General features: G+C 64.6%; 20 protein-coding genes. 14 read left to right on the top strand and 6 right to left on the bottom strand.

The genetic code is table 11. The annotated features are described in order from the left end of the window. The first annotated feature begins 47 nt into the window (after positions 1 to 47). On the top strand, positions 48 to 929 hold the full coding sequence (locus R2N16_RS14175) for a substrate-binding periplasmic protein (RefSeq protein WP_316666389.1): 882 nt from the start codon (positions 48 to 50) through the stop codon (positions 927 to 929). A 98-nt stretch (positions 930 to 1,027) separates the two neighbouring features. On the opposite strand, the gene R2N16_RS14170 is transcribed toward R2N16_RS14175, so the two are convergent. The 3 genes from R2N16_RS14170 to R2N16_RS14160 all read right to left on the bottom strand — a co-directional run bounded on the left by R2N16_RS14170 (position 1,028) and on the right by R2N16_RS14160 (position 3,099). Beyond that, positions 1,028 to 1,468 (bottom strand): hypothetical protein, encoded by a 441-nt coding sequence (locus tag R2N16_RS14170; RefSeq protein ID WP_316666388.1) that lies wholly within the window; start codon positions 1,466 to 1,468, stop codon positions 1,028 to 1,030. A 337-nt stretch (positions 1,469 to 1,805) separates the two neighbouring features. Then, on the bottom strand, positions 1,806 to 2,633 hold the full coding sequence (locus R2N16_RS14165; RefSeq protein WP_316666387.1) for a MipA/OmpV family protein: 828 nt from the start codon (positions 2,631 to 2,633) through the stop codon (positions 1,806 to 1,808). Between the two features lie 193 nt (positions 2,634 to 2,826). Further along, positions 2,827 to 3,099 carry a hypothetical protein gene (locus R2N16_RS14160; protein ID WP_316666386.1) on the bottom strand — a complete coding sequence of 91 codons (273 nt, stop codon included), beginning with the start codon at positions 3,097 to 3,099 and terminating at the stop codon, positions 2,827 to 2,829. A 409-nt stretch (positions 3,100 to 3,508) separates the two neighbouring features. On the opposite strand from R2N16_RS14160, the gene R2N16_RS14155 reads away from it, so the two are divergent. The 3 genes from R2N16_RS14155 to R2N16_RS14145 all read left to right on the top strand — a co-directional run bounded on the left by R2N16_RS14155 (position 3,509) and on the right by R2N16_RS14145 (position 4,809). Then, positions 3,509 to 3,739, top strand: a complete 231-nt coding sequence (locus R2N16_RS14155) for a signal peptidase (RefSeq protein WP_316666385.1) — start codon at positions 3,509 to 3,511, stop codon at positions 3,737 to 3,739. 139 nt (positions 3,740 to 3,878) lie between these two features. Continuing rightward, positions 3,879 to 4,436 carry a MerR family transcriptional regulator gene (locus R2N16_RS14150; protein WP_316666384.1) on the top strand — a complete coding sequence of 186 codons (558 nt, stop codon included), beginning with the start codon at positions 3,879 to 3,881 and terminating at the stop codon, positions 4,434 to 4,436. After that, a complete protein-coding gene (locus tag R2N16_RS14145) occupies positions 4,339 to 4,809 on the top strand; it encodes a carboxymuconolactone decarboxylase family protein (RefSeq protein WP_316666383.1) in 471 nt (156 codons plus the stop codon). Before R2N16_RS14150 ends, R2N16_RS14145 begins: the two co-directional genes overlap by 98 nt. Here the strand turns inward: R2N16_RS14145 and paeA are convergent. Further along, positions 4,749 to 6,065, bottom strand: a complete 1,317-nt coding sequence (gene paeA / locus R2N16_RS14140) for a polyamine export protein PaeA (protein ID WP_316666382.1) — start codon at positions 6,063 to 6,065, stop codon at positions 4,749 to 4,751. The two genes, R2N16_RS14145 and paeA, sit on opposite strands and share 61 nt — an antisense overlap. Positions 6,066 to 6,548: 483 nt before the next feature. On the opposite strand from paeA, the gene R2N16_RS14135 reads away from it, so the two are divergent. The 7 genes from R2N16_RS14135 (at position 6,549) to pelG (ending at position 19,528) form a co-directional block, all read left to right on the top strand. Next, positions 6,549 to 9,380 carry a bifunctional glycoside hydrolase/polysaccharide deacetylase family protein gene (locus tag R2N16_RS14135; protein WP_428984132.1) on the top strand — a complete coding sequence of 944 codons (2,832 nt, stop codon included), beginning with the start codon at positions 6,549 to 6,551 and terminating at the stop codon, positions 9,378 to 9,380. Beyond that, positions 9,367 to 13,437, top strand: coding sequence for a tetratricopeptide repeat protein (locus R2N16_RS14130; RefSeq protein ID WP_316666381.1), 4,071 nt, complete (start codon positions 9,367 to 9,369; stop codon positions 13,435 to 13,437). The genes R2N16_RS14135 and R2N16_RS14130 overlap by 14 nt, the downstream gene beginning before the upstream one ends. Positions 13,438 to 13,517: 80 nt before the next feature. Beyond that, positions 13,518 to 14,078, top strand: a complete 561-nt coding sequence (locus R2N16_RS14125) for a penicillin-binding protein activator LpoB (RefSeq protein ID WP_316666380.1) — start codon at positions 13,518 to 13,520, stop codon at positions 14,076 to 14,078. Then, on the top strand, positions 14,078 to 15,523 hold the full coding sequence (locus tag R2N16_RS14120) for a PelD GGDEF domain-containing protein (protein WP_316666379.1): 1,446 nt from the start codon (positions 14,078 to 14,080) through the stop codon (positions 15,521 to 15,523). The genes R2N16_RS14125 and R2N16_RS14120 overlap by 1 nt, the downstream gene beginning before the upstream one ends. A 26-nt stretch (positions 15,524 to 15,549) precedes the next feature. After that, positions 15,550 to 16,536 (top strand): tetratricopeptide repeat protein, encoded by a 987-nt coding sequence (locus R2N16_RS14115; RefSeq protein WP_316666377.1) that lies wholly within the window; start codon positions 15,550 to 15,552, stop codon positions 16,534 to 16,536. After that, positions 16,533 to 18,158, top strand: a complete 1,626-nt coding sequence (gene pelF / locus R2N16_RS14110) for a GT4 family glycosyltransferase PelF (RefSeq protein WP_316666376.1) — start codon at positions 16,533 to 16,535, stop codon at positions 18,156 to 18,158. Before R2N16_RS14115 ends, pelF begins: the two co-directional genes overlap by 4 nt. Further along, complete coding sequence (pelG, locus tag R2N16_RS14105; protein ID WP_316666375.1) at positions 18,158 to 19,528, top strand: exopolysaccharide Pel transporter PelG; 1,371 nt, start codon at positions 18,158 to 18,160, stop codon at positions 19,526 to 19,528. Before pelF ends, pelG begins: the two co-directional genes overlap by 1 nt. Positions 19,529 to 19,812: 284 nt before the next feature. Here pelG and R2N16_RS14100 read toward each other — a convergent pair whose 3' ends face one another. Next, the gene (locus tag R2N16_RS14100) at positions 19,813 to 20,442 is read right to left on the bottom strand and encodes a LysE family translocator (protein WP_316666374.1); all 630 of its coding nucleotides are present in this window, start codon (positions 20,440 to 20,442) and stop codon (positions 19,813 to 19,815) included. 185 nt (positions 20,443 to 20,627) lie between these two features. Here R2N16_RS14100 and R2N16_RS14095 point away from each other — a divergent pair, with 185 nt between their 5' ends. The 3 genes from R2N16_RS14095 to R2N16_RS14085 all read left to right on the top strand — a co-directional run bounded on the left by R2N16_RS14095 (position 20,628) and on the right by R2N16_RS14085 (position 23,527). After that, complete coding sequence (locus tag R2N16_RS14095; RefSeq protein WP_316666373.1) at positions 20,628 to 21,092, top strand: Lrp/AsnC family transcriptional regulator; 465 nt, start codon at positions 20,628 to 20,630, stop codon at positions 21,090 to 21,092. Between the two features lie 130 nt (positions 21,093 to 21,222). Continuing rightward, on the top strand, positions 21,223 to 22,491 hold the full coding sequence (locus R2N16_RS14090; protein ID WP_316666372.1) for a D-amino acid dehydrogenase: 1,269 nt from the start codon (positions 21,223 to 21,225) through the stop codon (positions 22,489 to 22,491). A 112-nt stretch (positions 22,492 to 22,603) separates the two neighbouring features. Continuing rightward, the gene (locus tag R2N16_RS14085) at positions 22,604 to 23,527 is read left to right on the top strand and encodes a glutamate/aspartate ABC transporter substrate-binding protein (RefSeq protein ID WP_316666371.1); all 924 of its coding nucleotides are present in this window, start codon (positions 22,604 to 22,606) and stop codon (positions 23,525 to 23,527) included. Positions 23,528 to 23,597: 70 nt separating this feature from the next. On the opposite strand, the gene R2N16_RS14080 is transcribed toward R2N16_RS14085, so the two are convergent. Beyond that, positions 23,598 to 24,347: an amino acid ABC transporter ATP-binding protein gene (locus R2N16_RS14080; protein ID WP_316666369.1), complete on the bottom strand. Its 750-nt coding sequence runs from the start codon at positions 24,345 to 24,347 to the stop codon at positions 23,598 to 23,600. Positions 24,348 to 24,362 lie beyond the last annotated feature (15 nt).

Genomic DNA, 24,362 nt, shown 5'->3' with positions numbered 1-24,362 from the left:
CTTCGTGTGCATCGGCTTGCTCATTTTTTTCCGCCAGGAGATGTCTCATGAACGCCCGTTTTCGGTTGGCCGCGGTCGGGGTTTTTCGTCGCCTTGCCAGCCTTCTGCTTGCTGCGGCAGCCGTGGTGGCGAGCGCCGCACCGGCACATGCCGACATGGCGAAGATCCGCCAGAGCGGCGCCCTGAAGGTCGCGCTGTACAAGGGCCTGCCGCCGTTCTCCGACAACGTCGGGGGGCAATTCAGCGGCATCGACGTGGCGCTCGCCAATGCGCTCGGCAAGCAGATGGGGCTGTCGGCGTCGTTGCTGCCGTTTGATGCGGATGACGACGGCATGTCGGGTGACCTGCGCAACATGGTCTGGAAGGGGCACTACCTGGGGTATGGCCCGGCCGACGTGATGCTGCATGTGCCGGTCGACCCGAATTTCATTCGCCAGAACGGCCAGGTGCTGATCTTCGCGCCCTACCTTCGCGAAGGCTATGTGCTGGTGTACGACAGCGAGCGCGTCCACAGGGTCAGCAGTTTCGAAGACCTGGCCGGCCAGGCGACCGGCGCCGAGCAAGGATCGGGCGGCGCGAGCGCGCTGCTGTCCAGCGCCAACGGCGCCTTGCGCAACAAGGTGAAGATCTATCCGGAGGCCAACGAGGCCTTACGTGCGCTGTTCTCTGGCCAGATTGCCGCGGCAATGGTGACGCGGGCGCAATACGAAAGTGCGCTGAAGACGCAGAATCAATCTGCCACACGCTTTGTGGCGACCGAACTGCAGTCGCCGCTGTTGCCCGCACGTGGCTGGGCGATCGGCATGGCCGTCAAGGCGGATCAGCGTGAACTGGCGCAGGCGCTGGAGGCCGCGCTCAATGCACTGCGCGCCAGCGGCGAGCTGCAGCGCATCTTTGCGCAGTACGGCGTGTCGATGGTGGCACCGTAGGCGCCACCGCCACTGCTACCACCCGTGCACGGAGCCGAACGTGTCGATGTACCTGATGCGCTGGCGCTGCGGGCTGGCCACCCCGGCCAGCTCACGCGCTACGCCTTCTCCGCCGCGGCGTGCTTGGAGGGCAGCGCACTCACGTTGTCGTCGAACTGCGAATCCACGGGGATTTTCGAGAAGTGGTGGATCTTCGGCGCGTGCGAGTCGTCGGCCTGTGCGTCGTGCGGGTCGATGAACGACATCGCCGTGCGGCGCTTGAGCATGTGTGAGTCGCGCGATTGCGATTCGCGCCACAGCTCGGCCGTGAACTTGAGACCGGCGCGCAATGCGTGGGCGCTTTCCTGCTTGCCCTTGCGCTGGTCGGAGACGCGCTCGATGCCTTTCTTGACGACGTCTTCCAGGAATATGAGACGGGCGCGGTAATAGTCCGCGTGCATTTGTGCATCCATCACGCGCTGCTCTGCCTGGTACAGCTCCATGCGCAATTCGCTTAGCGCGCGTTCGGCCTGCTTCTCGGGAGAGGGTGCGTGGCTCAAAGCCCAGTTTGCAATCCACCGCAACATGGTCAAGCCCTCCTGTCTTGCGGTGTCCGCCACCGGTGGGAAGACACCGTTCACTGCCCGCGCATTGATCGGAAGTGATCGCCGCTTGCCAAACAGACTAGCAAAAAAAGTGGGGCGGTTGCGCTAGTCCACGTGCATGCCTGTTGTGAAAAGGAAGCATGATCCGTTTGGGTGAGAGGCGCGCGGGTCAAGTTCTGGTTTCATCATCTGATTGCCTCGTGTACATAGCTTTGCGAGGCAGACGTCACCTAACCTGCGCAAGCGATTGCGCACCGCCTGGCGCCCGATGTTGGCGGCAATGTCAGCGGAGTCAGCGGAATCGGTACGTGAGCGAGGCCATAGCCGTGGTCTGCTGGCGGCGCTGCGTGACCGGGCTGTCTGCGGCATCCCCGCGCAACCGCGCAACCGTGAGCGACCCATTGGCCGTCCATCGGTCATCGAGCTTGCATGTGACGATGGCGTTGAAGTGGATGTCGCGCAGCCCCCCATGGGTGGCGAATACCGGCAGGCCCGAACGCGCGCTCTGCCCATCGTCCACGCCAAAGAACGTACGCATGTACTGGCCGTTCGTCCACGACACGCCGGTGCCAAGGCTGAATAGCCAGCGGCCGACCGGCGCGCTCGCGTAGGCATCGGCATTGGCGATCAACCCCTGGCGGTTGCCGAGGATGTCCTGCTCGGCATCGGTGGACAGCGTGAGGAACGACACCGTGTACTGCGCGAACGCCTTTGCGCGCACCGTGGCGTTGACATTGCCCAGACCATTCAGGCGCGCGTCGTCGTGCGCATGGCGCCATGTCGGGTCAAACTGGAAGTTGCCACCCACCTGCCACGTGTCGTCGTTGGCCAGGTATACGCCGGCAAAGTCCATCCCTTTGGAAAAGAACCGGCGCTTGTATTCGATTTCCTGATCGATCCACGGAAACACGAAGCTCGATTTCGCGCCCGGATACTTGGGCGACACGTAAATCGCCGGGCCAACCGCGATGCTCCAGTCGCTGGCTTCTGTGCTGTTCTTCGCGCTGCTTTCTGTGTTGGCGACAGCTGCCGTCTGTGCCCGGGCGGTGCCGCTCAATGCTCCGAAGGCCATCAGGAGGAAAAGCGCAAAACCGGGCAGGGCACGCGAAGACAGCGGCATGAGAGAGCGGAAATTCGAAAGGAACGTGATTGAAGGAAACGGCGGGCACGCCATTTTAGTGGAACCGGTCGAACCGCACGAACTGCAAGGCGGCGCAGATCGAAGGCGCGGAGCGTCTGCCGCATCTGCATGGATGCGGTTCCAATAAAAAAAACGCCGGGAATGTCCCGGCGTTTTTCATGGCGCGACTGCCTTATTGCTTGGCAGGCGCAGCAGCCTTCGGTGCCGAAGCGTCGTCAGTCTTGGCTTCCGACTTGGCTGCAGCCTTGTGGGCCTTCTTGTGGGCGTGCTTCTTCTCGTGCTTGGCTTCAGCCTTCGGTGCCGAAGCGGCATCGGTGGTCGTCGCTGCAGCGGTCGCGGCCGGTGCAGGTGCGGCAGCCGGTGCGGAGGCGGTGCCAGCGGCGAACACGGGGGCTGCGAAGGCACCAGCAACGATCAGAGCGGCCAGGGATTGAGCGACTTTCATGTGAGACTCCTTAATCAATCAGGTACAAGCGGGATATTGGGACTCCAGATACATGGATCTCGTCCCATTTGCGATCCATGCCTCCAAAAACGCCTGACATAGAGCGCGCGATGACTGCCGTTTGTAAGCGTTCTGCCCACGGTGTAAGCGCGCGTAACAAGGCAGGTTTCGCTGCCTCCGGGGGCTGTTGCGATGGGTTGAGACACATCAAGGCACCGCCCCGCGCATCGGCGTACCGTCAGGCTTCAGGTGGACAACCGCTGGCGTCTACACCACACTGCGTGCTGATGCGCGGGTCATTTCGATGTGGGTTCGCGCATTGCAGAGCAGGCGCGGGAGCGCATTGGGTCACGCTCCCTCCGATAACCGGAACGCGCCACTAACCAGTCTCTTCTGTAAGGACAACACGATGAACAAGCTCCTGGCTGCCCTCGTGGCTGCAGTCTTCAGCGCCGGCGCATTTGCGCAGGCATCCGCACCGGCAGCACCGGCACCCGCTGCACCTGCCGCCGCCGCGCCCGCACCTGCGGCATCGGCACCGGCCGCAGGCGAGAAGAAGGCACACCATCACAAGAAGAAAAAGAAGCGCGACCATCGTCCGAAGCAGCAGGACAAGAGCGCGTACGGCGTGGGCGGTTGATCCACGGCGGCCCGCCAGTTTCTCTGCACACCAAGGCGCCGACCTCTCACAGGAGGTCGGCGTTTTGTTTTGTGCGGGTCAGAAAAATTCGCGTAAAGTCGCTTGACTTAGAGTGCGCTCTAACTTCTAAGCTCCGTTCATGACCACATTCCTGACCATCGCCCAGGTTGCAGAAGCCACCGGCCTGTCGACGCATACGCTGCGCTATTACGAGCGCATCGGCCTGCTCGACAGCGTGCAGCGGCGCGATAACGGCCATCGCGTCTTCCGTGCCGAAGACATGGCGTGGCTGGCCTTCCTGCTGCGCCTGCGCGATACCGGCATGCCGATCGCGCAGATGCAGCAGTACGCCGCGTTGCGGCGGCAGGGCGACAGTCTGGAGAGTGTGTCGGCGCGCCAACGCCTGCTGGAGTTGCATGCTGCGGCGCTGGAAGCGGAGCTGCGCGCGCGGGCCGAAACGCTGGCCGTGCTGCGCGCCAAACTCGTCGTCTACGACGGCATCCGGGCACAGATTGAAGCCGTGGAAGGCGCGAAGGGCTCTGCTTCCTCATCTCCCAAATCGAAACACCAGCCGAAACGCCAACCGAATGAGGACGCGCATGACCCCGACCACGCACACCGCACAAGCCGCAAACCACGCCAACCTGCAGGACGACCGCTACGCACGGGGCTGGCAAAAGCTGAAGGAAGTCGATGATGTGGCCGGCGAGCGCGTGGTCGAGGCCATGGCCGACATCTCGCCCGACCTCGGCCGCTACATCGTCGAGTTCGGGTTTGGGGATGTCTATTGCCGCCCGGGCCTGGCGCTGCGCGAGCGCGAGATCGCCACCATTGCCGCGCTCACGGCCCTGGGCAACGCCGCACCGCAGTTGAAGGTGCACATTGCGGCGGGGCTCAACGTGGGGCTCACGCGCACGGAGATCACCGAGACGATCCTGCAGATGGCGCTATACGCGGGTTTTCCGGCAGCGCTCAACGGCATGTTCGCCGCCAAGGAAGTGTTTGCCGCTCACGAGGCGGAAGGCGATGCCGCGGCCGGCGGATCGATGCGTCGCGAAACCAGCAACTGATCGACGCGGTGGTTGTCGATGTCGAGCACTTCAATATGCAGCGGCCCGATATCGACGCTTTCGCTCTTCTTGGGAATGCGCTTGAGCGCGTAGATGACCAGCCCGGCGAGGGTTTCGACGTGGTGCTCGCCGGGGAGGTCATCGAGGTCGAAGGCGCGCTTGACGTCGCCCAGCGGCGTGACACCGTCGATCAGGCACGAGCCGTCATCGCGGCGCACGATCTGCTCGTCTTCGCCAAGGTACAGGATGTCGCCCATTACCGCGCCGACAATGTCGTCCAGGGTCACTACACCGACCACCAGCCCATATTCGTTGACCACCGCGCCAAAGCGCTCGTGCATCTCGCGAAAGCGCGTGAGCGCCTGTGACAGGTTGAGCGTATCGGGCAGCACCAGCAGGTTCTTGTCGTAGTGCTTGCTGATGTTGCGGATCACGGCGGAGGACTCTTCCGACAGGATCTGCTGCAGGATGTCCTTGGACGCGATGAAGCCGAGCACCGAGTCGATGCCTTCGCGGCAGACGAGGTATTCGGCGTGCGGCTGGGCAATGATCTTCATCTTGATCGACTCCACCGACTCGTCCACCGTGAAGTAGATCACCTCGTCGCGCACGGTCATCACTGAAGCGATGGTGCGCGATTCCAGCTCGAACACGTTTTCGATCATGGCCAGCTCGTGCTTGCGCAGCACACCGGCTTCGGCGCCCGCGCCCATCATGGCGGCGATGTCTTCGGTGGTGATCTGGTCGACGCGGTGCGTTGGCACGCCAAACAGCTTGAGGAATATGTCGGCCGCCCCATTGAACAGCCACACCACCGGCCGCAGCGCGCGCAGGCACGACTGCATCGGGCCGATGATCGACATTGCGCAGCGCTCGGGGTAAAGCACGGCCAGGCGCTTGGGCAGCAGGTCGGCAAAGAGAATGAACAGCCCCGTCACGATGATGAAGCCGACGATGCTTGCGATGCGTTCGGCGCGGGCGGCCGGCAGCCAGTCACTCAGCCACGCGGCCAGCGGCCCGGAGATCTGGCTGTCGCCGATGACACCGGCCAGGATGGCCACCGCATTCACCCCGATCTGCACCACCGTGAAGAAGTTGCCGGGCATGTCCTTGAGCTGCAGGACGCGCAGGGCGCGGGTGTCGCCGTCGTCGGCCAGGGTTTGCAGGCGCGTGCGCCGCGACGCCGTGAGGGCGATTTCGGAAGCGGAAAAAAAGGCGCTGATCAGGATCAGCAGGGCAAGGATGAGGGCGGACATGGGGGCGGAGCCGTCCGGGCAAGTCGCGTCGTTGCGCAGCGACAACTGCACGGTCGCGTGAAATGTGGCTTCGGCTGATCATGGTGCAGCCCCGATCGCTTTGTCAAACCACGGCGTGCGCTGGCGATCTCAAACAATTGTTTATGTCCGAGGAGGGTATGCGGCCATCAAAAATGTGGTTTGCCGTGTACCCACGGCATCGGCGATACTCCACCTTCGGACACATTGTCTCGGTATGCCTTGCGGGGCCTGCGTTTGCGGGCGGTGACCGGGAAGAAAAACAGCGGTTCCGGACGGCGCAAGCACAGGCGCCGATCTTCAGTGCCGGCGCAGATCGGCCTAATTGATGCACATAGTTGCATAGCGGAGTGCCAGTTCATGTGGGTTCTCAGCCGTTTACAGCGGCGCACCGGGGGGAAACGGGGGAATACGGCGGGGACGATCGCACGGTTGGCAGGGCTTTTTGTCGCAGCCACCGTATCGATGCCCTGGATGACGTTTGCGCAGCAAACGTCTGCCACCACCGGGTCCGGTGCGTCTGCGGTTGCATCTTCGGTCTCGGCCAGCGCGCCGAACATCGCGTGGTACTACGGCGACAAACCGCCGGTGGGCCAGTTGCGCGCCTTCGATGCCGTCGTCGTCGAGCCGGGCCATGGCTTCGACCCAACGCAATTCAAGACGCCCAGCACGCAGTGGCTCGCCTACGTGAGCCTGGGCGAGGTCACGCCCGAGCGCGGCTGGTTCAAGGCATTGCCCAAGGCGTGGTTGCTCGGCGACAACGCCGCATGGGCCTCCCGCGTGGTCGACCAGGCCCAGCCCGAGTGGCCGGCGTTCTATGTCGACCACGTCATCAAGCCGCTGTGGGACAAGGGCTACCGCGGCTTTTTCCTCGATACGCTCGACTCGTACCAGCTTGTTGCCAAGGACGATGCTTCGCGCGCGGCGCAGGAAGCCGGCATGGTGCGCGTGATTCGCGCGATCAAGGCGCGCTATCCGGACGCCAAGCTGATCTTCAACCGTGGCTTTGAAATCCTGCCGCAGGTGCATGACCAGGTGTATGCGGTGGCGTTTGAATCGCTGTATCGCGGCTGGGACCAGGGCGCCAAGCAATACAAAGAGGTGAACGACGCCGACCGCGCATGGCTGATGGGCCAGGCGCGCAGGATCCGCGACGAATACCACCTGCCGGTCATCTCGATCGACTATTGCCCGCCGGCTGACCGTGCCTGCGCGCGCGACACCGCCAAGCGCATCAAGGCTCAGGGGCTGGTCCCCTATGTGACCGATCCGGCGTTGTCGACCATCGGCGTGGGCCGGATCGAGGTGATGCCGCGCAAGGTGCTGATCCTGCAGGAACGCGCCCCGCGCACCACCATCGAGACCAGCGAGGGCGTGCGCTTTGTCGCCATGCCGCTCAATTTTCTCGGCTACGACGTCGAATACGCCGACATCAATCAACCGCTGCCCGCCGACGTGCCGCCCGACCGCTATGCCGGGGTGGTGGTGTGGGTGAATACGAGTCCCGTCAAGCAGGTCGCGGCGCTCAATGCGTGGGTGCGGGCCCGCATGCGCGACGGCGTGCGCATTGCCTTCATGAACCGCTTCGGCATGCCGGTGGACGGCAGCCTGGCCGACATGCTGCATCTGCAATACGTGCGCGGCATGGCCAATGCCGGCACCGGCAATGGCGGGCCGGTTTCGGTGGTGTCGCAAGACAAGATCATGGGCTTCGAGATGCCGCCCCGGCCGCTGGCGCGCGAGACGGTGCCCATCCGTGCCGGCGCATCCGCGCAATCGTTGCTGCGCCTGAAGTCCGGCAGCCAGGAGTTTGACGCCGCAGCCATCACAGATTGGGGCGGCTACGTGATGTACCCGTTCGCGGTGTTTTCGCTGGAGACCATCGACCAGGCGCGCTGGGTGGTGCAACCCATCGAGTTTCTGCGCCGCGCGCTGGCGCTGCCCGACATGCCCATCCCTGACGTGACCAGCGAAAACGGCCGCCGGCTGATGCTTGTGCATGTTGACGGCGACGGGTTTGCCTCGCGTGCGGAATTCCCGGGCCCCGAATATTCCGGCGAGGTGCTGCAACAGGAGGTGTGGGACAAGTACCGCGTTCCGACCACGCTTTCCGTCATTGAAGGCGAGGTAGGCCCGACGGGCCTGTATCCGAAGATTTCGCCGCGCCTGGAAGGCATTGCCCGCAAGATGTTTGCGCTGCCGTATGTCGAACTGGGCTCCCATACGTATTCGCACCCGTTCGACTGGAGCCGCACGGTGCAAAGCCCGACGGCGGGCCCCGGCAAGGATGCGGGCGGCGGCGATACCGCCTTCACGCTAACTATTCCCGGCTACAAGTTCAGCCTCGACCGCGAGATCGCCGGCTCCATCCGCTACATCGACGAACGTCTGGCGCCGCCGGGCAAGCGCGTGAAGGTCCTGCAGTGGTCGGGCGACTGCCGTCCGCCCGAAGTGGCCGTGCGCATGGCATGGCAGGCCGGTGTGGTCAACATCAACGGGGGCGATACCGTCATCACGCGCAGCTCGCCCTCGTGGACGGACATTGCCTCCATCGGCATCGACAAGGGCCCCGGCGCGTACCAGGTATTTGCGCCCAATCAGAACGAAAACGTCTATACCAATGACTGGACGGGGCCGTACTACGGCTTTGAACGCCTGATTGAAACGATGCAGATGACGGACACGCCGTACCGCTTCAAGCCGATCAACATCTACTACCACATGTATTCGGGCACCAAGCTTGCGTCGCTCAAGGCCCTGAAGAAGGACTATGACTACGCGCTCTCGCAACCGGTGTTTCCCATCTACTCCACGGAATACGTCGCGAAGGTGATGGACTTCCGCGATATGGCCATCGCCCGCGATGATGACACCTGGGTCGTGCGCGGCAACGGCGACTTGCGCGAACTGCGCTGGATGGCGCCCGGCACGCCGCGTCTGGCCGATGCCCTGGGCGTGGCCGGCTACGACAAGGCCGCAGGCGGCATCTACATCCACCTGGGCGACGGCGCCGCACGCTTTGCCATGGCGCCCGCCGGCGAGCCGGCCAAGCCTGCCTACATTGCTGAAGCCGCGGCCTTTGTGCGTGATTTCACGCGTAGCGGCAACGGCCTGTCGTTCGAAGCTGGCGGCTATTACAAGCCGTTTGTCCGCCTGGCCAACGTTGGCGCGTGCCGCGTGAAGGTCAACGGCGCGCCGGCCCACACGACCCGTGCGCAAGGCGATACGGTGCGTGTGGACTTGAATGGCGTTGCCGCCCAATCCGTGACCTACCAACGTATCGATGTGGTCTGCTGACCTGACGCCGCGCGAACGGCTGCTTCCGCCCTGGCTCATCGGCACGCTTGGCGCGCTGATCGGGCTGGCGCTCGCGCTCATGTTCCCGCGCGAGCGGCTGGAAGCGCGCCTGTTGGAAGGCGGCAAGGTTGATGCGCTGTCGGTGGCATACCTGGAAGCCTGGTTGCGCGTGCGCCCCAACGATGGCGAATTCCTGAGCGTGCTGGCCGCGCAGTACGTGCGCACCGGCCGCCTGGACGAAGCCGAAGCCATGCTCAACCGCATGCGCGCGCTGCATGACAAGTCGCTCGAACGCGAAGCGCTGTTGCTTGATATCGCCATTCGCGAGCAGCGCGCCTATGCGCTGCAGCCGAACGACCCGCGCCGGGCGTCGATCCTGAATGACTTGCGTGGCCTGCTCAAGCAGGCGCTCGACTACCGCTGGACTGCCGCCGAGCTGGAGATCCTGGCCGGCAAGGCGCGTGCGCTGGATCAGGGCGCGATTGCCGTGCAGTTCTATCAGCGCCTGGCCAAGCAGGACGTCGCACGCGCCGCGCAATGGCAGGCGCGCACAGCCGAGATTGCGCTGGGCGTGGGCGAATACCGCGCCGCCGCCGCGGCCAACTTTGCCGCGCAGGCCAGCGCCAAATCGCTCGACGAACAGCGCCGCTACTTCATCGCCGGGCTCAAGGCGCTGCAAGGTGGCAACCTGCTCGACGAAGCCATGGCCGAAGCGCCGCGCCGCGCGGGCCCGCTCCTCGACGACACCGAAACGCTGCGCTTCCTCACGCGACTGGCCCTGGCGTGCAACCGGCCGGATCTGGCCGATCAGTATGCGCGCCGCCTGCTGCATCTGTCGTGGCGGCAATCGGAAGAGGGCATTGCCCTGGCGGCGGGCGCGGTCCGGCATGACTGGACATTCGCGGGGCGGCCGGAGCCGTTGCCAGCCTCCTCGGACGCGGTGTTCATGGATGGGCCGGAAGGGCTCGCTCGGCGTCAGCGTTATGCGGCGCGTATCCGCCGCGTGGCGGACAAGGTGAACGATGTCGGCGCACCCGCCGCCCAGCCCACCGGCACCGAGGCCATCGCACGCGGTATCGCGCCGTTCAATGCCGACGATTACGACCTCGCGTACCGCGTCTTCATGAGCAGCGGCAATCTGAACGACGCCATGCGCGTGGCCCAGGCCGCCGTGCGCCAGCGCCCGGACCTGAAGATCTGGACCGAGCGCGCCGCCCAGGTATCCGAGTGGAACCGCCAGCCGATGTCTGCGCTGAAGTACTGGCTGGCCTATGCGCAGGCGACCGGCGACGACGCGGCCTGGCAGAACGTGCTGCGCCTGGCGCCCGCGCTCAACGAAGACCACGCCTATCTGGCCGGCCTGCGCTACCAGGCCAGCCGCCAGCCCGGCGACATGAAATTGCTCGATCAGGTCATTGCCGCGTACGAGCGCTTGGGCGAGCCGGTGGAAGGCCTGGCCTACCTGAATGGCATTGCGCGTGGCCCGCATCGCCAGGCGATTCTGGAGCGCTACGCCATGTTGGCCGAGCGTGCCGGCAAGGACGATCAGGCCTACGACACCTACGTGCGCCTGCAGAAAGAGTTCGGCCCGAATGCGCGCTACGCGCTCAAGCTCGCCAACATGCTGTACGTGCGGGCGCAGTTCGAGCAGGCGCTGTCAGTCATGGAAGTCGCCAGCAAAGTGGCGTCGCCCACGGACGATCTCTACTGGCGCACGTTCGCCCAGCTAGCACGCTTGAACCAGCGCGATGACCTGTCGCGCGAAGCCTATCGCCAGTTGCTGATCGGCGGCAATGCGCAGCCGGACGATTTGTCGGCGATGATCGATTTCTACGATGCCAGCCCCATCGATGCCGGCCGCCTGGCCGAACTGGCCTTCCATAAGGGCGGGACGATGGCCTCGTTGCAGCAGGCCATCTACTACTACACGCGCGCCCGCGCAATTCGCCGCATCGACGGGCTGCTGGCGTCGCTGACGCAGGAACAGCGGCGCGCCGCCGAGCAATCTCCTGGCGTGCTCGGCGCCCGCGCCGAGTACTACCGCCAGAGCGGCCAGTGGGATCTCGCCATGCGCGATCTGCGCCGTGCCGTCTCGCTGCCGGATGCCGGCAGCGACGTGAAAGCCGCCTTCCTGTGGGGCCTGCTCGATTCCGGCCAGAACGACGAACTGAAACGCGCGCTGACCCTGTGGCGCGGCGAGGCCGAAAACGATTCCGCCTACTGGGGCGCTTATGCCGCCGCCGGTCTGCAACTGTTCGATGCCAATCTCGCGTTGCGCTTCCTCGGCCGCCAGGGCAAATCCATGCGCAACGATCCGCTCTGGCTGTTGGCCTATGCCGATGCGCGTGAAATGGCTGGGCAAGCCGACGCCGCCTGGCGCCTGCGCCGCGAGGCGTGGTGGCTGCTGTGGCGTGCCGATGGTGGCGAGGGTGCCGATGCCACGAACACCAAGGACACCAAGGACAAGGCCCCCGCCAACCGCCGCGTCGGCACGCGTGTCGTCGTGGGCAGTCACGCTGACGGCAACGATGTCGTCCCGCTTGAAGACGGCGCCCGTACCGAACTGCGCGCCCGCCGCATCGCGCTGGCGCAGACGTTTGGCTCAGGCGACCTTGCGCAGCGCTTACTGATCGAGCTGTTGCGCGATGACCGCCGCGCCACGCAGCAGGCCCGCGAAGGCGGCAGGGCCACGGTGCAGAAATCCGAGCTGGGCGACATCGATACGTTGCCGCCGGAGCCACCCGAGGCCCCCGCGGACAAGCGCAAGAACGCCCGCGTGAGCGACCAGCTCGTCTCGGCCGTGGCCAAGGAGGCCGCGCTTGGCTGGGCGCTGTCGCAGGAGGCGAACGATCTGGCGCGCGCGTGGCTGCTGCAGCAATACGCTCGCCGGATGACGCGCCCCGCCTATGCCGAGATCTCTATCGCGCTGGCCGAGCGCGATCTGCAAACGCTCAACCGCCTGCTGGATGACACGCCTGACCGCATTCCGCTCTACAACCGCATCGACGCGAACACACTCACGGACCGCCTGGGCGAGGCGCAGCGCCTGTCTTTCGAAGGCCTGACCACCGCGCCTGACGACGAGCAGCTCCACCAGCGCGTGCAAGAGACCCTGCTGACGAACGCGCAGGCGCTGGAGCCGCGCGAAACGTGGTTCAAGCAGGCGCCGCTCACGTACTTTGAAAGCAGTGCCGCCGCCGGCATCCGCCTGACCGATCACTACAGCATGCTGGTGCGCGCCACCCAGCGTAACCAGCGCTCGACCGACGAGACGCAACTGACCGGTGTGCCGGCGCAGGACCGCCGCGTCGACTGGATCTCGCAGTACCAGACGCAAGACAGCCAGTGGAAAGGCACGGTTGGCTGGCGCCAGGGGCTGGCGTCGTTCTACGCATTCAGGCTGGATGGCTTGCTGGGGCAGGTCGGCCCGTTCGGTACCGAGCTGTCGGTCGGCCGCAACCAGCCCGCCGACGAGACCACGCAACTGCGCGTGGGTGGCGTGAAGGATCTGGTGTCGATTGGCGGCAACTGGCGCCTGACGCAGCGCGAGTACATCCGCGCGCGCATCGAGGGCAACCGCTTCTACGGCCAGGACCGTGCATTCCTCGGCAGCGGCATGGTGTTTGACGCCGAGGCCGGCTACCGCTTGCGCGTGGAGTACCCCGACTACACGATCCGTGTGGTCGGCACGCGGGCGAACTACAGCGCCTCCGGCACGCCAAGCGCGTTGCTGGGGCGGCTCTTGCCTTCGGTGGCCACGGCGGATACGGCGCCCGATGCCAGCGCCTTCATGCCGCAGTCGTTCACGCAGTTCGGCCTGCTGTTCGGCTTTGGCACGGACTATCTTGATCGCTATACGCGTGCGTGGCGCCCGTTCATGGATGTCGGGCTGCTGCACGACAACCGCGAGGGGTGGGGCACGCAAATCCAGCTCGGGGTGGCGGGCAGCGTGTTCGGCAACGACCATCTGGCGCTGGTGTTCAACCATGCCTCCATCACGCGCGCCGGTACCGCGCCGATGACCGAGATCGGCTTGCGCTACCGCTGGCTCTACTGACAAGCAAGAGACAAGCAAGAACAATGCAACGGGGAACGAACGACATGAAGCACATAACGGAAGACTCCAGGGAGAACGCGATGACACCCTTGCTCAACACGATGAAGGCGGGCCGCCGCCGCTGGCTGGCCCTGGCAGCGGGCGTCGGTGCGGCGCTTGCGTTGTCGGCCTGCGCGGTGGTCGACAGCGCGCGTGCGCCGGCCACCAGCGCGTCTGACGCGTGGGTCGTGCTGCCCATCGTCAACTACACCGAAACGCCGCAGGCGGGCCTGCGTGCAGAAACGATCGCGGCAAGCATCCTCAAGGCGCGCGGCTTCTCCAACCTCAAGCAGTATCCGGCCAACCTGAACAGCGAATCGCTGTTCGAGCCCGCCGAGCGCGAGGCCGTGGCCCGTGCACTGGATTGGGCGCGCGGCGAGAAGGCGCGCTATGCCCTGACCGGCGCCGTGGATGAATGGCGCTACAAGGTCGGCGTGGATGGCGAGCCCGCCGTCGGCATCACACTGCAGGTGATTGACGTGCAGACCGGCAACGTGATCTGGAGCGCGGCCGGCAGCCGCACCGGCTGGAGCCGCGATGCCGTGTCGGCGGTGGCGCAGAAGCTGCTGCGCGAGCTGCTCTCGCCGCTGGGCCGGGGCTGATGAAAACCGGTTCGGCAGAATCCATGCAATCGGCAGCGCGTGGGCAGGGTGGACGAAATGAGCGTCGGCGCAACGCGCAGGGCATTGGCGCGTCGACTCGGTACGGGCGCCTGATTGCCCCTGCGGTTTCGAGCCCGACCGCGGTGCTCGAAACGCTGGGTGCGGTGGTGGTGGCCATCGGTGTCGTCTGGCTGTTCGCCCCGGACAATCCGCTGCTGCTCGGCTATGGCTTTCCGTGGATCTGGCTGGTGCCGCTCATCCTGGCGCTGCGCTACGGCACGCTGCTCGGCGCGCTTGCGGCGCTGGTGGTGCTGGGCGCCTGGGCGGTGTTCTACGGACAGACGGCCGCCGCCGGCAGCTTCCCGCGCATGTACTTTCTTGGGGGGCTGATGCTGGTGCTGATCGGCGGGCAGTTCGGTGACATCTGGGGCGCGCGGTTGTCACGCGCCCGCACCGTCAACGGTTATCTGAACGACCGTCTGGCAGCGCTCACCAAAAACCACTTCCTGCTGCGGCTGTCGCACGAGCGCCTGGAGAACGACCTGCTGGCCAAGCCGACCACGCTGCGCGACACGCTCACGCAGCTGCGCAATATCGCACTGGCCGCGCGTGAGCATGGCACGGGCGACAACCAGCCTGACGTGGCGCAACTGCCCGGCGCCGAGCCGTTCCTGCAATGGGCGGCGCAGGCCTGTCAACTGGAAGTGGCGGCCATGGTGCGCGTGACGGGCAACCGCATCGATACCGAACCGGTGGCCCGCGTGGGCACGCCGTTCGACATCGTCGCCGATGATCCGTTGATCCGCCATTGCATCGACACCCACACGCTGGGCCACCCGCAGGCGCCCGAGCTGCGCACGGAAGACAGCTCGCGCTACGTGGCGTGCGCGCCGGTGCTGTCGGGTGCGGATGAGCTGATCGGCCTGGTGGTTGTGCATCAGATGCCGTTCCTCTCGCTGTCGTACGAGAACCTGCAATTCCTGCTGGTGCTGCTCGGCTACTACGCCGACGGCGTGCGCCACCTCACCGTCAGCTCCGAGATTCTGGATCTCGTGCCCGACGCGCCGTACGAGTTCGCGCTCGACCTTGGTCGATTGGCGCGCCTGCATCGCGATACGGGCATCGATTCGTCGGTGGTGGCACTCATCTTCGATCAGGATGAAACGAGCGATGCGCTGTTCGAGAGCGTGCTGCGCAGCCGCCGTGCGCTGGACGTGGTCTGGCAAGCGAGCGGCAAGGGCCGGCGCGCCATCGTCACGCTGATGCCGCTGTCGGGCGCGGGTGCGGTGTCGGCCTATCTGGTGCGTATCGAAGACAGCCTGCGCGCGCAGTTCGGCGTGGATTTCGAGGGCGGGCGCATCAGCGCGCAGACGTTGCATGTGACCGGCGAGCATCCGGGCGAAGCGCTGCAGCGGTTCCTCTCGCGCTGCCACCTCGATGCATAGGGGCGGATAGGCCATGCGGATTGACCATGTTTAAGCTCACGCTCGGCGGCATCTCGGCCCAGATCGCGGCAGTGGCGATGGCATTGCATGCCGGCAACAGCCTTGCGCTGCTGCTGTCGTGCCTGATGCTGCAGGGCACCGCCGCCGCGCTGATCGGCCTTGCCGCGTGGCGCTTGCTGCCGCGTCGTTATCGCGTGCCGTTCGTGTGGACGTATGGCTACCTGACCGCGCTGTGCTTTTTCGTGCCGGTGGCGGGCGGGCTGCTGGTGCTTGGCAGCTTGCTGCTGGGCAAGCTGTTCCCCAAGCCCGAAGACGACAAGGACATCGCCGATATCGGCCTGCCGGTGTTCGTGGCACATTTGATCTCGCGCGTCACGCACGGCGGCGGTGCGCGGCTGCGCGCGCAGCTCAGCAACGAGCGCGCGCCGGTGCAAAGCCGCATGACTGCGCTGGTGGCCATGCAGTCGATGCCCACGCGCACCGCCAGCCCTGTGCTGCGCGACCTGCTGGCCGACCCGGTGGACGATATCCGCCTGCTGGCCTACGGCATGCTCGACAACGCCGAGAAGGTGCTCACGCAAAAGATCCTGGCTGAGCTGCCGCGCCTGGAAGAAGCCACCACACCCGAGGCACGCTACGACATCAATAAGCGCCTGGCCGACCTGTACTGGGAACTGATCTACCAGAACCTCGTGCAGGGTGACGTGTATCGCTACACCGCCGAACAGGTCGAGCGCTACGCCAGCGCGGCGCTCGACATCCAGCCCGACAACGCCGCGCTCTGGTACATGCGCGGCCGGCTTGCCCTGTCGCGCCGCGAGCCCGATGTGGCCGAGTCCCACCTGCGCCGTGCTGAATCCCTCGGCTTTCCCCGCGACCGCCTGCTGCCCCCGCTGGCCGAAGCCTGCTACCTGCGGCGCGACTATGCCGGCGCGCGCGCGGCGCTGGCGCAGTTCTCCAGCCGTTCGCCGCTGCCGTTGCTGCGCCCGCTGTTGCGCTACTGGACATCATGAGCAACGACAACTTTCCTCGCGCCCAGTCTGCCGACGTTGCGCTGCTGCTCGAAGGGACCTTTCCCTACGTGAGCGGCGGGGTGTCGAGCTGGGTCAACCAGATGATCCGGGCGTTTCCGGACATCCGGTTTGCCGTCGTCTTTATCGGCAGCCGTCGCGAAGACTATGGCAAGCCCGTCTACGCCATTCCCGACAACGTGGTGCACCTGGAGTGCCACTACCTGTACGACTTTCCACCACCGCCGCTGGTGCAAGCCAGCGGTGGCGACGCCGCGGCGTTCGAGCGCTCGCGCAAGCTGCACGACGCGCTGCGCAATCCAGCAAACAAGGAAGAGACGGCCGATTTGATTCGCGCCTCCATTGCCGACTTGCGCGACGATGGCCCGCTTGCCGAGGAACAGTTCCTCTACAGCCACCGCGCGTGGAACATGATGACGGACTACTACCGGCGCTACTGCACCGACCCGTCGTTCACGGACTACTTCTGGACCGTGCGCATCATGCACAAGCCGCTGTGGCAGCTTGTGCGCATTGCCGAAAACCTCATCCCGGTGAAGGTGTTCCACACCATCTCGACCGGCTATGCCGGTTTCCTGGGCGCGCTGCTGCGCTACAAGCGTGGGCGTCCGCTGCTGGTGTCCGAGCACGGTATCTACACCAAGGAACGCAAGATCGACCTGTTCCAGAGTCAGTGGATTCGTGACAACCGCAGCATCTTCGAGAAGGACATCGCGCAGATCAGCTACTTCCGCGATCTGTGGGTGCGCTTTTTCGAAACCATGGGCCGGGTCTGTTATGACGCTGCCGAAGACATCGTCGCGCTATACGAAGGCAATCGGCAGCGGCAGGTCATCGACGGTGCGCCGGCCGAGAAGACACGCAGCATTCCGAACGGCATCAATCTGCCGCGCCTGGCGCCGCTGCGCGAGAAGCGGCCGGCCAACGTGCCGCGCGTGATGTGCCTGATCGGCCGGGTGGTGCCCATCAAGGACGTGAAGACATTCATCCGCGCCATGCTGACCATCACGCGCGAGATGCCGGATGCTGAAGGCTGGATTGCCGGCCCGGAAGACGAAGATCCGGAATACGCGCAGGAATGCCACAGCCTGGCCGAAAGCCTGGGCCTGGGCGACCGCATCAAGTTCCTGGGCTTCCAGAAGATTGACGACATCCTGCCGAAGGTGGGCGTGCTGGTACTGAGTTCCATCAGCGAGGCGTTGCCGCTGGTGGTGCTCGAGGGGTTTGCTGCGGGCGTGCCGTCCGTGACGACGGATGTGGGTTCGTGCCGGCAATTGCTTTTCGGCCTGGAAGGTGAAGACGCTGCATTGGGCGCAGCCGGCGCCGTGGTGCGCATTGCCGACCCCGCCGCGCTGGCCGCCGAAGTGCTCGCGCTGCTGCGCGATGAAACGCGCTGGCATGCAGCCCAGGCCGCCGGCATCGCCCGTGTCGAGCGCTACTACACGCAGGAGATGATGGTCGGCAGCTACCGCGAGCTGTACACACGCCTGCAGACGTTGCCCGATCTGAGTACCGAGCACGGTGCCAGGGCCGCCACCGCGGCCTGCCCGCACCACACCCAGCAGAACCAGCAGCAGAACAAGCCGCAAAAGGGAGCCCGCTGATGGCCGGCATTGGTTTCGAGCTGCGCAAGATGCTCAAGCGCGACAGCCTGCTCGGGCTGCTGCGCGCCTACACCTACGCCGGCATCATCAGCTCCGGGCCGTGGATTCTCTCCATCGTCGGGATTCTGCTGATCGGTATCCTGAGCCTGCCGTTCGTGGTTCCCGGCTCGCTCATCACGCAGTTCCAGGTGTCGGTCACCTACCTGATTGCGGTCAGCCTGATCTTGACCGGCCCGCTGCAACTCGCCTTCACGCGCTTCACGTCCGACCGCCTGTTCGAGAAGCGCGACGACCTGATCCTGCCCAACTACCACGCCGTGTCACTCGTGATGACGCTGGTTGCGGGCGGGTTGGGGCTGCTCGTCATCCTGATCGCATTTCCTCAGCAATCGGCCATCTATCGGCTGCTGATGCTGGCCGGTTTCGTGGTCATGGCCAATATCTGGATCGCGGTGATCTTCCTGTCGGGCATGAAGCAGTACAAGGCGATCGTGTGGATCTTCCTGATCGGCTACACGCTCACGGTGCTGCTGGCGCTGCTGTTCAACCGTCTCGGGCTGGAAGGGCTGCTGCTGGGGTTCGTGACGGGGCAGCTGTGCCTGCTCATCGGTATGGCCGCGCTCATCTACCGCAACTTCAGCGGCCGGCGCTTCCTGTCGTTCGAGGTGTTCGACAAGCGGTTCGCGTATCCGTCGCTCATGCTGATCGGGCTGCTGTACAACCTCGGCATCTGGCTCGACAAGTTCATGTTCTGGTATGCGCCGGGCACGGGGCAGCGGGTGATCGGTCCGCTGAATGCGTCGGTCATCTATGACATTCCTGTGTTTCTTGCATACCTGGGCATCATTCCCGGCATGGCCGTGTTCCTGGTGCGCATCGAGACGGATTTCGTCGAGTACTACGACGCGTTTTACGACGCCGTGCGGGGCGGGGCATCGCTTGAGCACATCGAAGACATGCGCAACACGATGGTGCAGACCATTCGCGCGGGCCTGTACGAGATCGTGAAGATTCAGGCGATGGCGGCGTTGGTGCTGTTTGCCGTTGGCGCTTCGGTGTTGCGCGTGCTGCAGATCTCCGAGCTGTATCTGCCGCTGCTGTATGTCGACACCATTGCCGCCAGCCTGCAGGTGGTGTTTCTGGGCGTGGTGAACATCTTCTTCTATCTGGACCGGCGCCGCGTGGTGCTGGCGCTGACGGCGGCGTTCGTGGCGCTCAACGGCGTGTTGACGTGGATAACGCTGCAGCTCGGGCCGGCCTGGTACGGATACGGATTTGCCGTGTCGCTGTTGCTGGTCGTGATGGCCAGCCTTGTGATCCTCGATCGGAAACTGGATCGGCTGGAGTACGAGACGTTTATGTTGCAGTAAGGCTGGCTGACAGCCTCCGCTGTCGTCCGGAACCCCGCCGACGATGCATCAACCTCCGTTCATGACCGTTCAAGCCTCGCGCACCGCGCTCCAAGCGCCAGCCGCGAGGCTTTTTGCTCCGCCATCGAGGCTCGGAGGCCGGCGCGCCGGGCTTTTTGCTCGGCGGATGGACCTCCGAGCTCGGCGGCCCGAGCTTTTTGCTCGGCGAATGGAGCTTTGAGCTCGACAGCCCGAGCCTTTTACTCGGGCGATGGGGCTCTGGACCCGGCGGTCGGCAGCCGCACTCAGTGGCGTGGCTCAAACGCGAGTTTCAGCCCCAATCCGATCATGACGATGCCGCTCGTCCGGTGCATCCGTGCAAGGAAGCGCGGATTTTGGCGAAGCCAGTTCGAGAGCAGGCCCGCGAATATCGCCACCGGACCCTTGACGAGGAATGTCAGGCACGCAAACGCAAGCCCCAGCGTGAAGACGGAAAGCGTTGGATGCGCCGCATCGGCGGGAACGAACTGCGGCAGGAAGGCGAGATAGAAAAGCGCGATCTTGGGATTCGACATGTTGGATAGCGCGCCTTGAGAGAACGCGCGCACTGCCGATTCCGGCGCACCGTGGCTGTGCGCAAGCGCAAGCTTGCCCGATGAACGGAACAGCGAGATACCCAGATAGAGCAGGTAGAGAGCGCCGACCAGCTTCAATGCGGTGAACACCCATTCGGATGCCTGGAGCAGGGCACCCAAGCCGAGCGTGGCCAGCACGGTGTGCACCGTCAGCCCGACGCTGACACCCGCTGCAGTGACAAGGCCGGACCGTGTTCCGTGGGTGAGCGTGCGCGACATCACGAGCACCATATCCTGCCCCGGCGTCAGGATGATGAGCAGGGAGGTTGCCACGAACGGCAGCCATGACAGATGCGACATAAGCAGAACTCCTGAGTGAAATGGGCAGACGTTGAGCCGCGCATGTCTGCAACATGGCACCGCTTGCAGGCCGTCCGCGCCCTCAAATTATGGGGACATCGCGGTAGAGATTGGCTGCATATTTGGCTATGATCGTCCACAGAATTGGAGCAAATTTCTATAAAACAGGTCATAACTAGCAAAATATGGAAGCCAAGCTTGATGCGATCGACAAGCGCATTCTCCGATCCCTGCAACGCGATTCGAACCAGACGAATGCCCAGCTCGCCGAGAAGGTCGGGCTCTCGGCTACGCCCTGCCTGCGGCGGGTTCATCTGCTGGAACAGCGCGGTGTCATCGATGGCTACGTTGCACTGCTGAACCCCGCAGCCGTCGATCTGAAGTTCACGGCGTTTGTCAGAGTCACCCTGGAGCGCCAGGACAAGGCGACGGTCGAGCATTTCGCGCGCGAGATCGAGAAGGCGTCTGAGGTGCTCGAATGCCATTTGATGGCCGGCAGCTATGACTATCTCTTGCGCGTGATCGCCCGGGATCTCGATGACTATCAGCGCTTCCAGATGGAGACGCTGACGAAGATAAAAGGGGTGCGCAACGTGGAAACCGAGATTCCGCTCAAGCGAATCAAGCAGACGACGCACCTGCCGATCTAGACGCCGTGGATCTTCGCTCCTGTGCTCGAACCCATAGCCCAACAACATCCCCCCCAACAACTCCGCATTTGCCCAAGCACTGCCGGCCTCCTTAAGCTGCACCCGACATCCCAAAACTCGCAGCTTCTTCATGCAAATAGCAGTAGTCGGCGCCGGCATCATCGGCATCAGCACGGCCCATGCGCTGGCTCAGGAAGGCCATCAGGTCACCCTGGTCGAGCGTCATCCGGGCCCGGGCGAGGGCACCAGTTACGCCAATGGCGGCCAATTGAGCTACAGCTATGTGGCGCCGTTGGCCGGCCCCGGCGTGCTCTCGCATGTGCCGGGCTGGCTGCTGCGCCGCGATTCGCCGCTGCGCCTGAAGCCGTCCCTGGACCCGGCATTGCTGCGCTGGGGGCTGCGCTTTTTCGCGGCCTGCAATCGTGATCGTGCCGATCGCACCACGCGTGAGCTGCTTGCGCTGTCGTTCTACAGCCGCGCTCGCATGGAAGCCCTGCGGGAGGCGTTGCCCGATCTGGCATTCAGCTTCGCCCGGCGCGGCAAGCTGGTGGTGCATCGCGATGCTGCGGCGTTTGAATCTGCCCGCGCGCAGGTCGGCTATCAGGCTACGCTGGGCTGCGAGCAGCATGCGCTGTCCGCCAACGAGACGATCGCCCACGAGCCCGCGCTTGCCGGCGTGCGCGACCAGATCGTCGGCGCCATCTACACGCCTGATGAAGACGTGGCCGATTGCCATCAACTCTGCGTCGGCTTGTTCAACCGGTTACGCGAGATGTCGAACGTGACGCTGCGCACCAATACCGGCGTGGATGCGCTGTGGACTGAAGGCCGTCGCGTGCGCGGTCTCAAACTCGCCCATGGCGAACACGTTGCCGCCGATGCGGTGGTGATGGCCGCGGGCGTGACCAGCGCCAGGCTGCTCCGCCCATTGCGCATCGACCCGGGCCTGTATCCGCTGAAGGGTTACAGCATCAGCCTGCCGCTGGAGGCGGGCGATGTGGCCCCGGTGATCAGCGTGACGGATGCTGCGCGCAAGATCGTCTATGCCCGCATCGGGCAGACGCTGCGTGTGGCGGGTATGGCCGATCTGGTGGGCTGGTCATCGGCGCTTGATACGCGCCGCGCACAGACGCTGTATGAGGAAACCCGTGCGCTGTTTCCGGGCGCCATGCGTGCCAATGACGCGGGTGCCGATGCGGCGCCGTGGGCTGGCATGCGGCCCGCAACCCCAACGGGCGTGCCTGTGGTGGGTGCATCGCCGGTGCAAGGGTTGTGGTTGAACGTGGGCCACGGCGCGCTGGGCTTTACGTTGGCGCTCGGCAGTGCAGGCTTGCTGGCCGACCTGATTGCCGGGCGCAAGCCCGCGATTTCCCCAGTGCCGTATGCGCTGGCCGCGTGACACAAGAATGAGAGTCAGAAGACCGAGCGCGCAGGCTTGATGATCTGCATCTGGCCCGCGCCAATTGGTAACCATAGTAGTCTGGAGCGAACACACCCATAGGAGGGGAAGCATGAAGACCTTGCATTCGACCAAACGTATTCTGTGTGGCCTGACGCTGGCTGCGGCCGGTGCGCTGGCAGTGCTGTCGACGGGCGCGCAGGCGCAGTCGAACGACACGCTGGCCAAGATCAAGCAGTCGGGCGTGATTTCGGTGGGCTATCGCGAGTCGTCGATTCCGTTTTCGTACCAGGCTGACGCCAACACGATCACCGGCTATTCGCAAGAGATCTCCAACATGATCGTCGCCGGCGTGGAGAAGGCGGTGGGCAAGAAGCTGCAGGTCAAGCTCACCCCCATTACGTCGCAGAACCGTATCTCGCTGCTACAGAACGGCACGATCGACTTCGAGTGCGGCTCGACGACCAACAACCTTGAGCGCCAGAAGCAGGTCGCCTTTTCGAACAACATCTTCATCTACGGCATGCTGATGCTGGTGAAGAAGGACTCGGGCATCAAGGACTTCCCGGACCTGAAGGGCAAGACCGTTGTGACCACCGCCGGCACCACCGAAGACCGCATCCTGCAAAAGATGAACGGTGAAGCCAAGGACGCCGACAAGATGAACCTGATCCTAGCGAAGGATCACGGCCAGGCGTTCCTGACGCTGGAATCGGGTCGCGCCGTGGCGTTCGTGATGGACGAGCCGTTGCTGTATGGCGAGCGTACCAAGGCCAAGAACCAGGCCGACTGGGTCGTCGCAGGCACGCCGCTGCAGACCGAAACCTACGCGTGCATGATGCGCAAGGAGGATCCGGCGTTCAAGAAAGTGGCCGACGACGTGATTGCCGACTTGATGAAGTCGGGCAAGGCGAACGATCTGTACAAAAAGTGGTTCCTGTCGCCGATTCCGCCCAAGGGCCTGAACCTGAACTACCCGATGACGGCGGGCATGAAGGACTTGTACGCGCACCCGAACGACAAGGCGATTCAATAAGCCGCGTCGTCGCGCATGCAAAGCAAACGGGGGACAGTGTCCCCCGTTTTTATTTGCCCGGTGCGTGGGTTCAGGCGGGTTCGCTCCACGGCGAGCGGATGTCGGCCAGGAAGCGCTGCGCACGCGGGTGTTGCGGGCGCTGGAAAAAATCTTCGGGCGTGGCGCGCTCCAGCACCTGGCCTTGGTCCATGAACAAAACGCGGTCGGCCACCTCGCGTGCGAAGCCCATCTCGTGCGTGACGCACACCATGGTCATGCCGTCGCGGGCGAGGTCCTTCATCACCAGCAACACCTCGTTCACCATCTCGGGGTCCAGCGCGGAGGTCGGCTCGTCGAACAGCATGACGGGCGGCTTCATGGCCAGGGCGCGCGCGATGGCCACGCGCTGCTGCTGGCCGCCCGACAGCTCGCCGGGGTAGGCGCCGGCTTTGTGCGGCAGACCCACGCGCTCGAGCAGGCTCATCGCAAAGTCTTTCGCTTCCTGCGGCCGCATGCGCTTGAGCTGCACCGGCGCGAGCGTGCAGTTCTGCATGACGGTCAGGTGCGGGAACAGGTTGAACTGCTGGAACACGAAGCCGATGCCGCTGCGCAGGACGTTGACGTCCACGCCCGGCGCATGCACGTCGTGTCCGTTCACCACGATGCGGCCTTTCTGAATGGCTTCGAGCCGGTTCAGCGTGCGGATGAGCGTCGATTTGCCAGAGCCCGACGGCCCGCACACCACCACCACTTCGCCCTTGGCAACGGTTTCGTTGATGTCGACCAGCGCGTGGTAATCGCCATACCACTTGTCGACGTGTTCGATCGTGATCATGTTCATGGTTTTGTGTGCCGT

It is taken from the genome of Ralstonia psammae, assembly GCF_958405935.1.
GTDB classification, from domain to species: domain Bacteria; phylum Pseudomonadota; class Gammaproteobacteria; order Burkholderiales; family Burkholderiaceae; genus Ralstonia; species Ralstonia psammae.
This window is presented reverse-complemented; position numbering and strand designations above follow the sequence as displayed.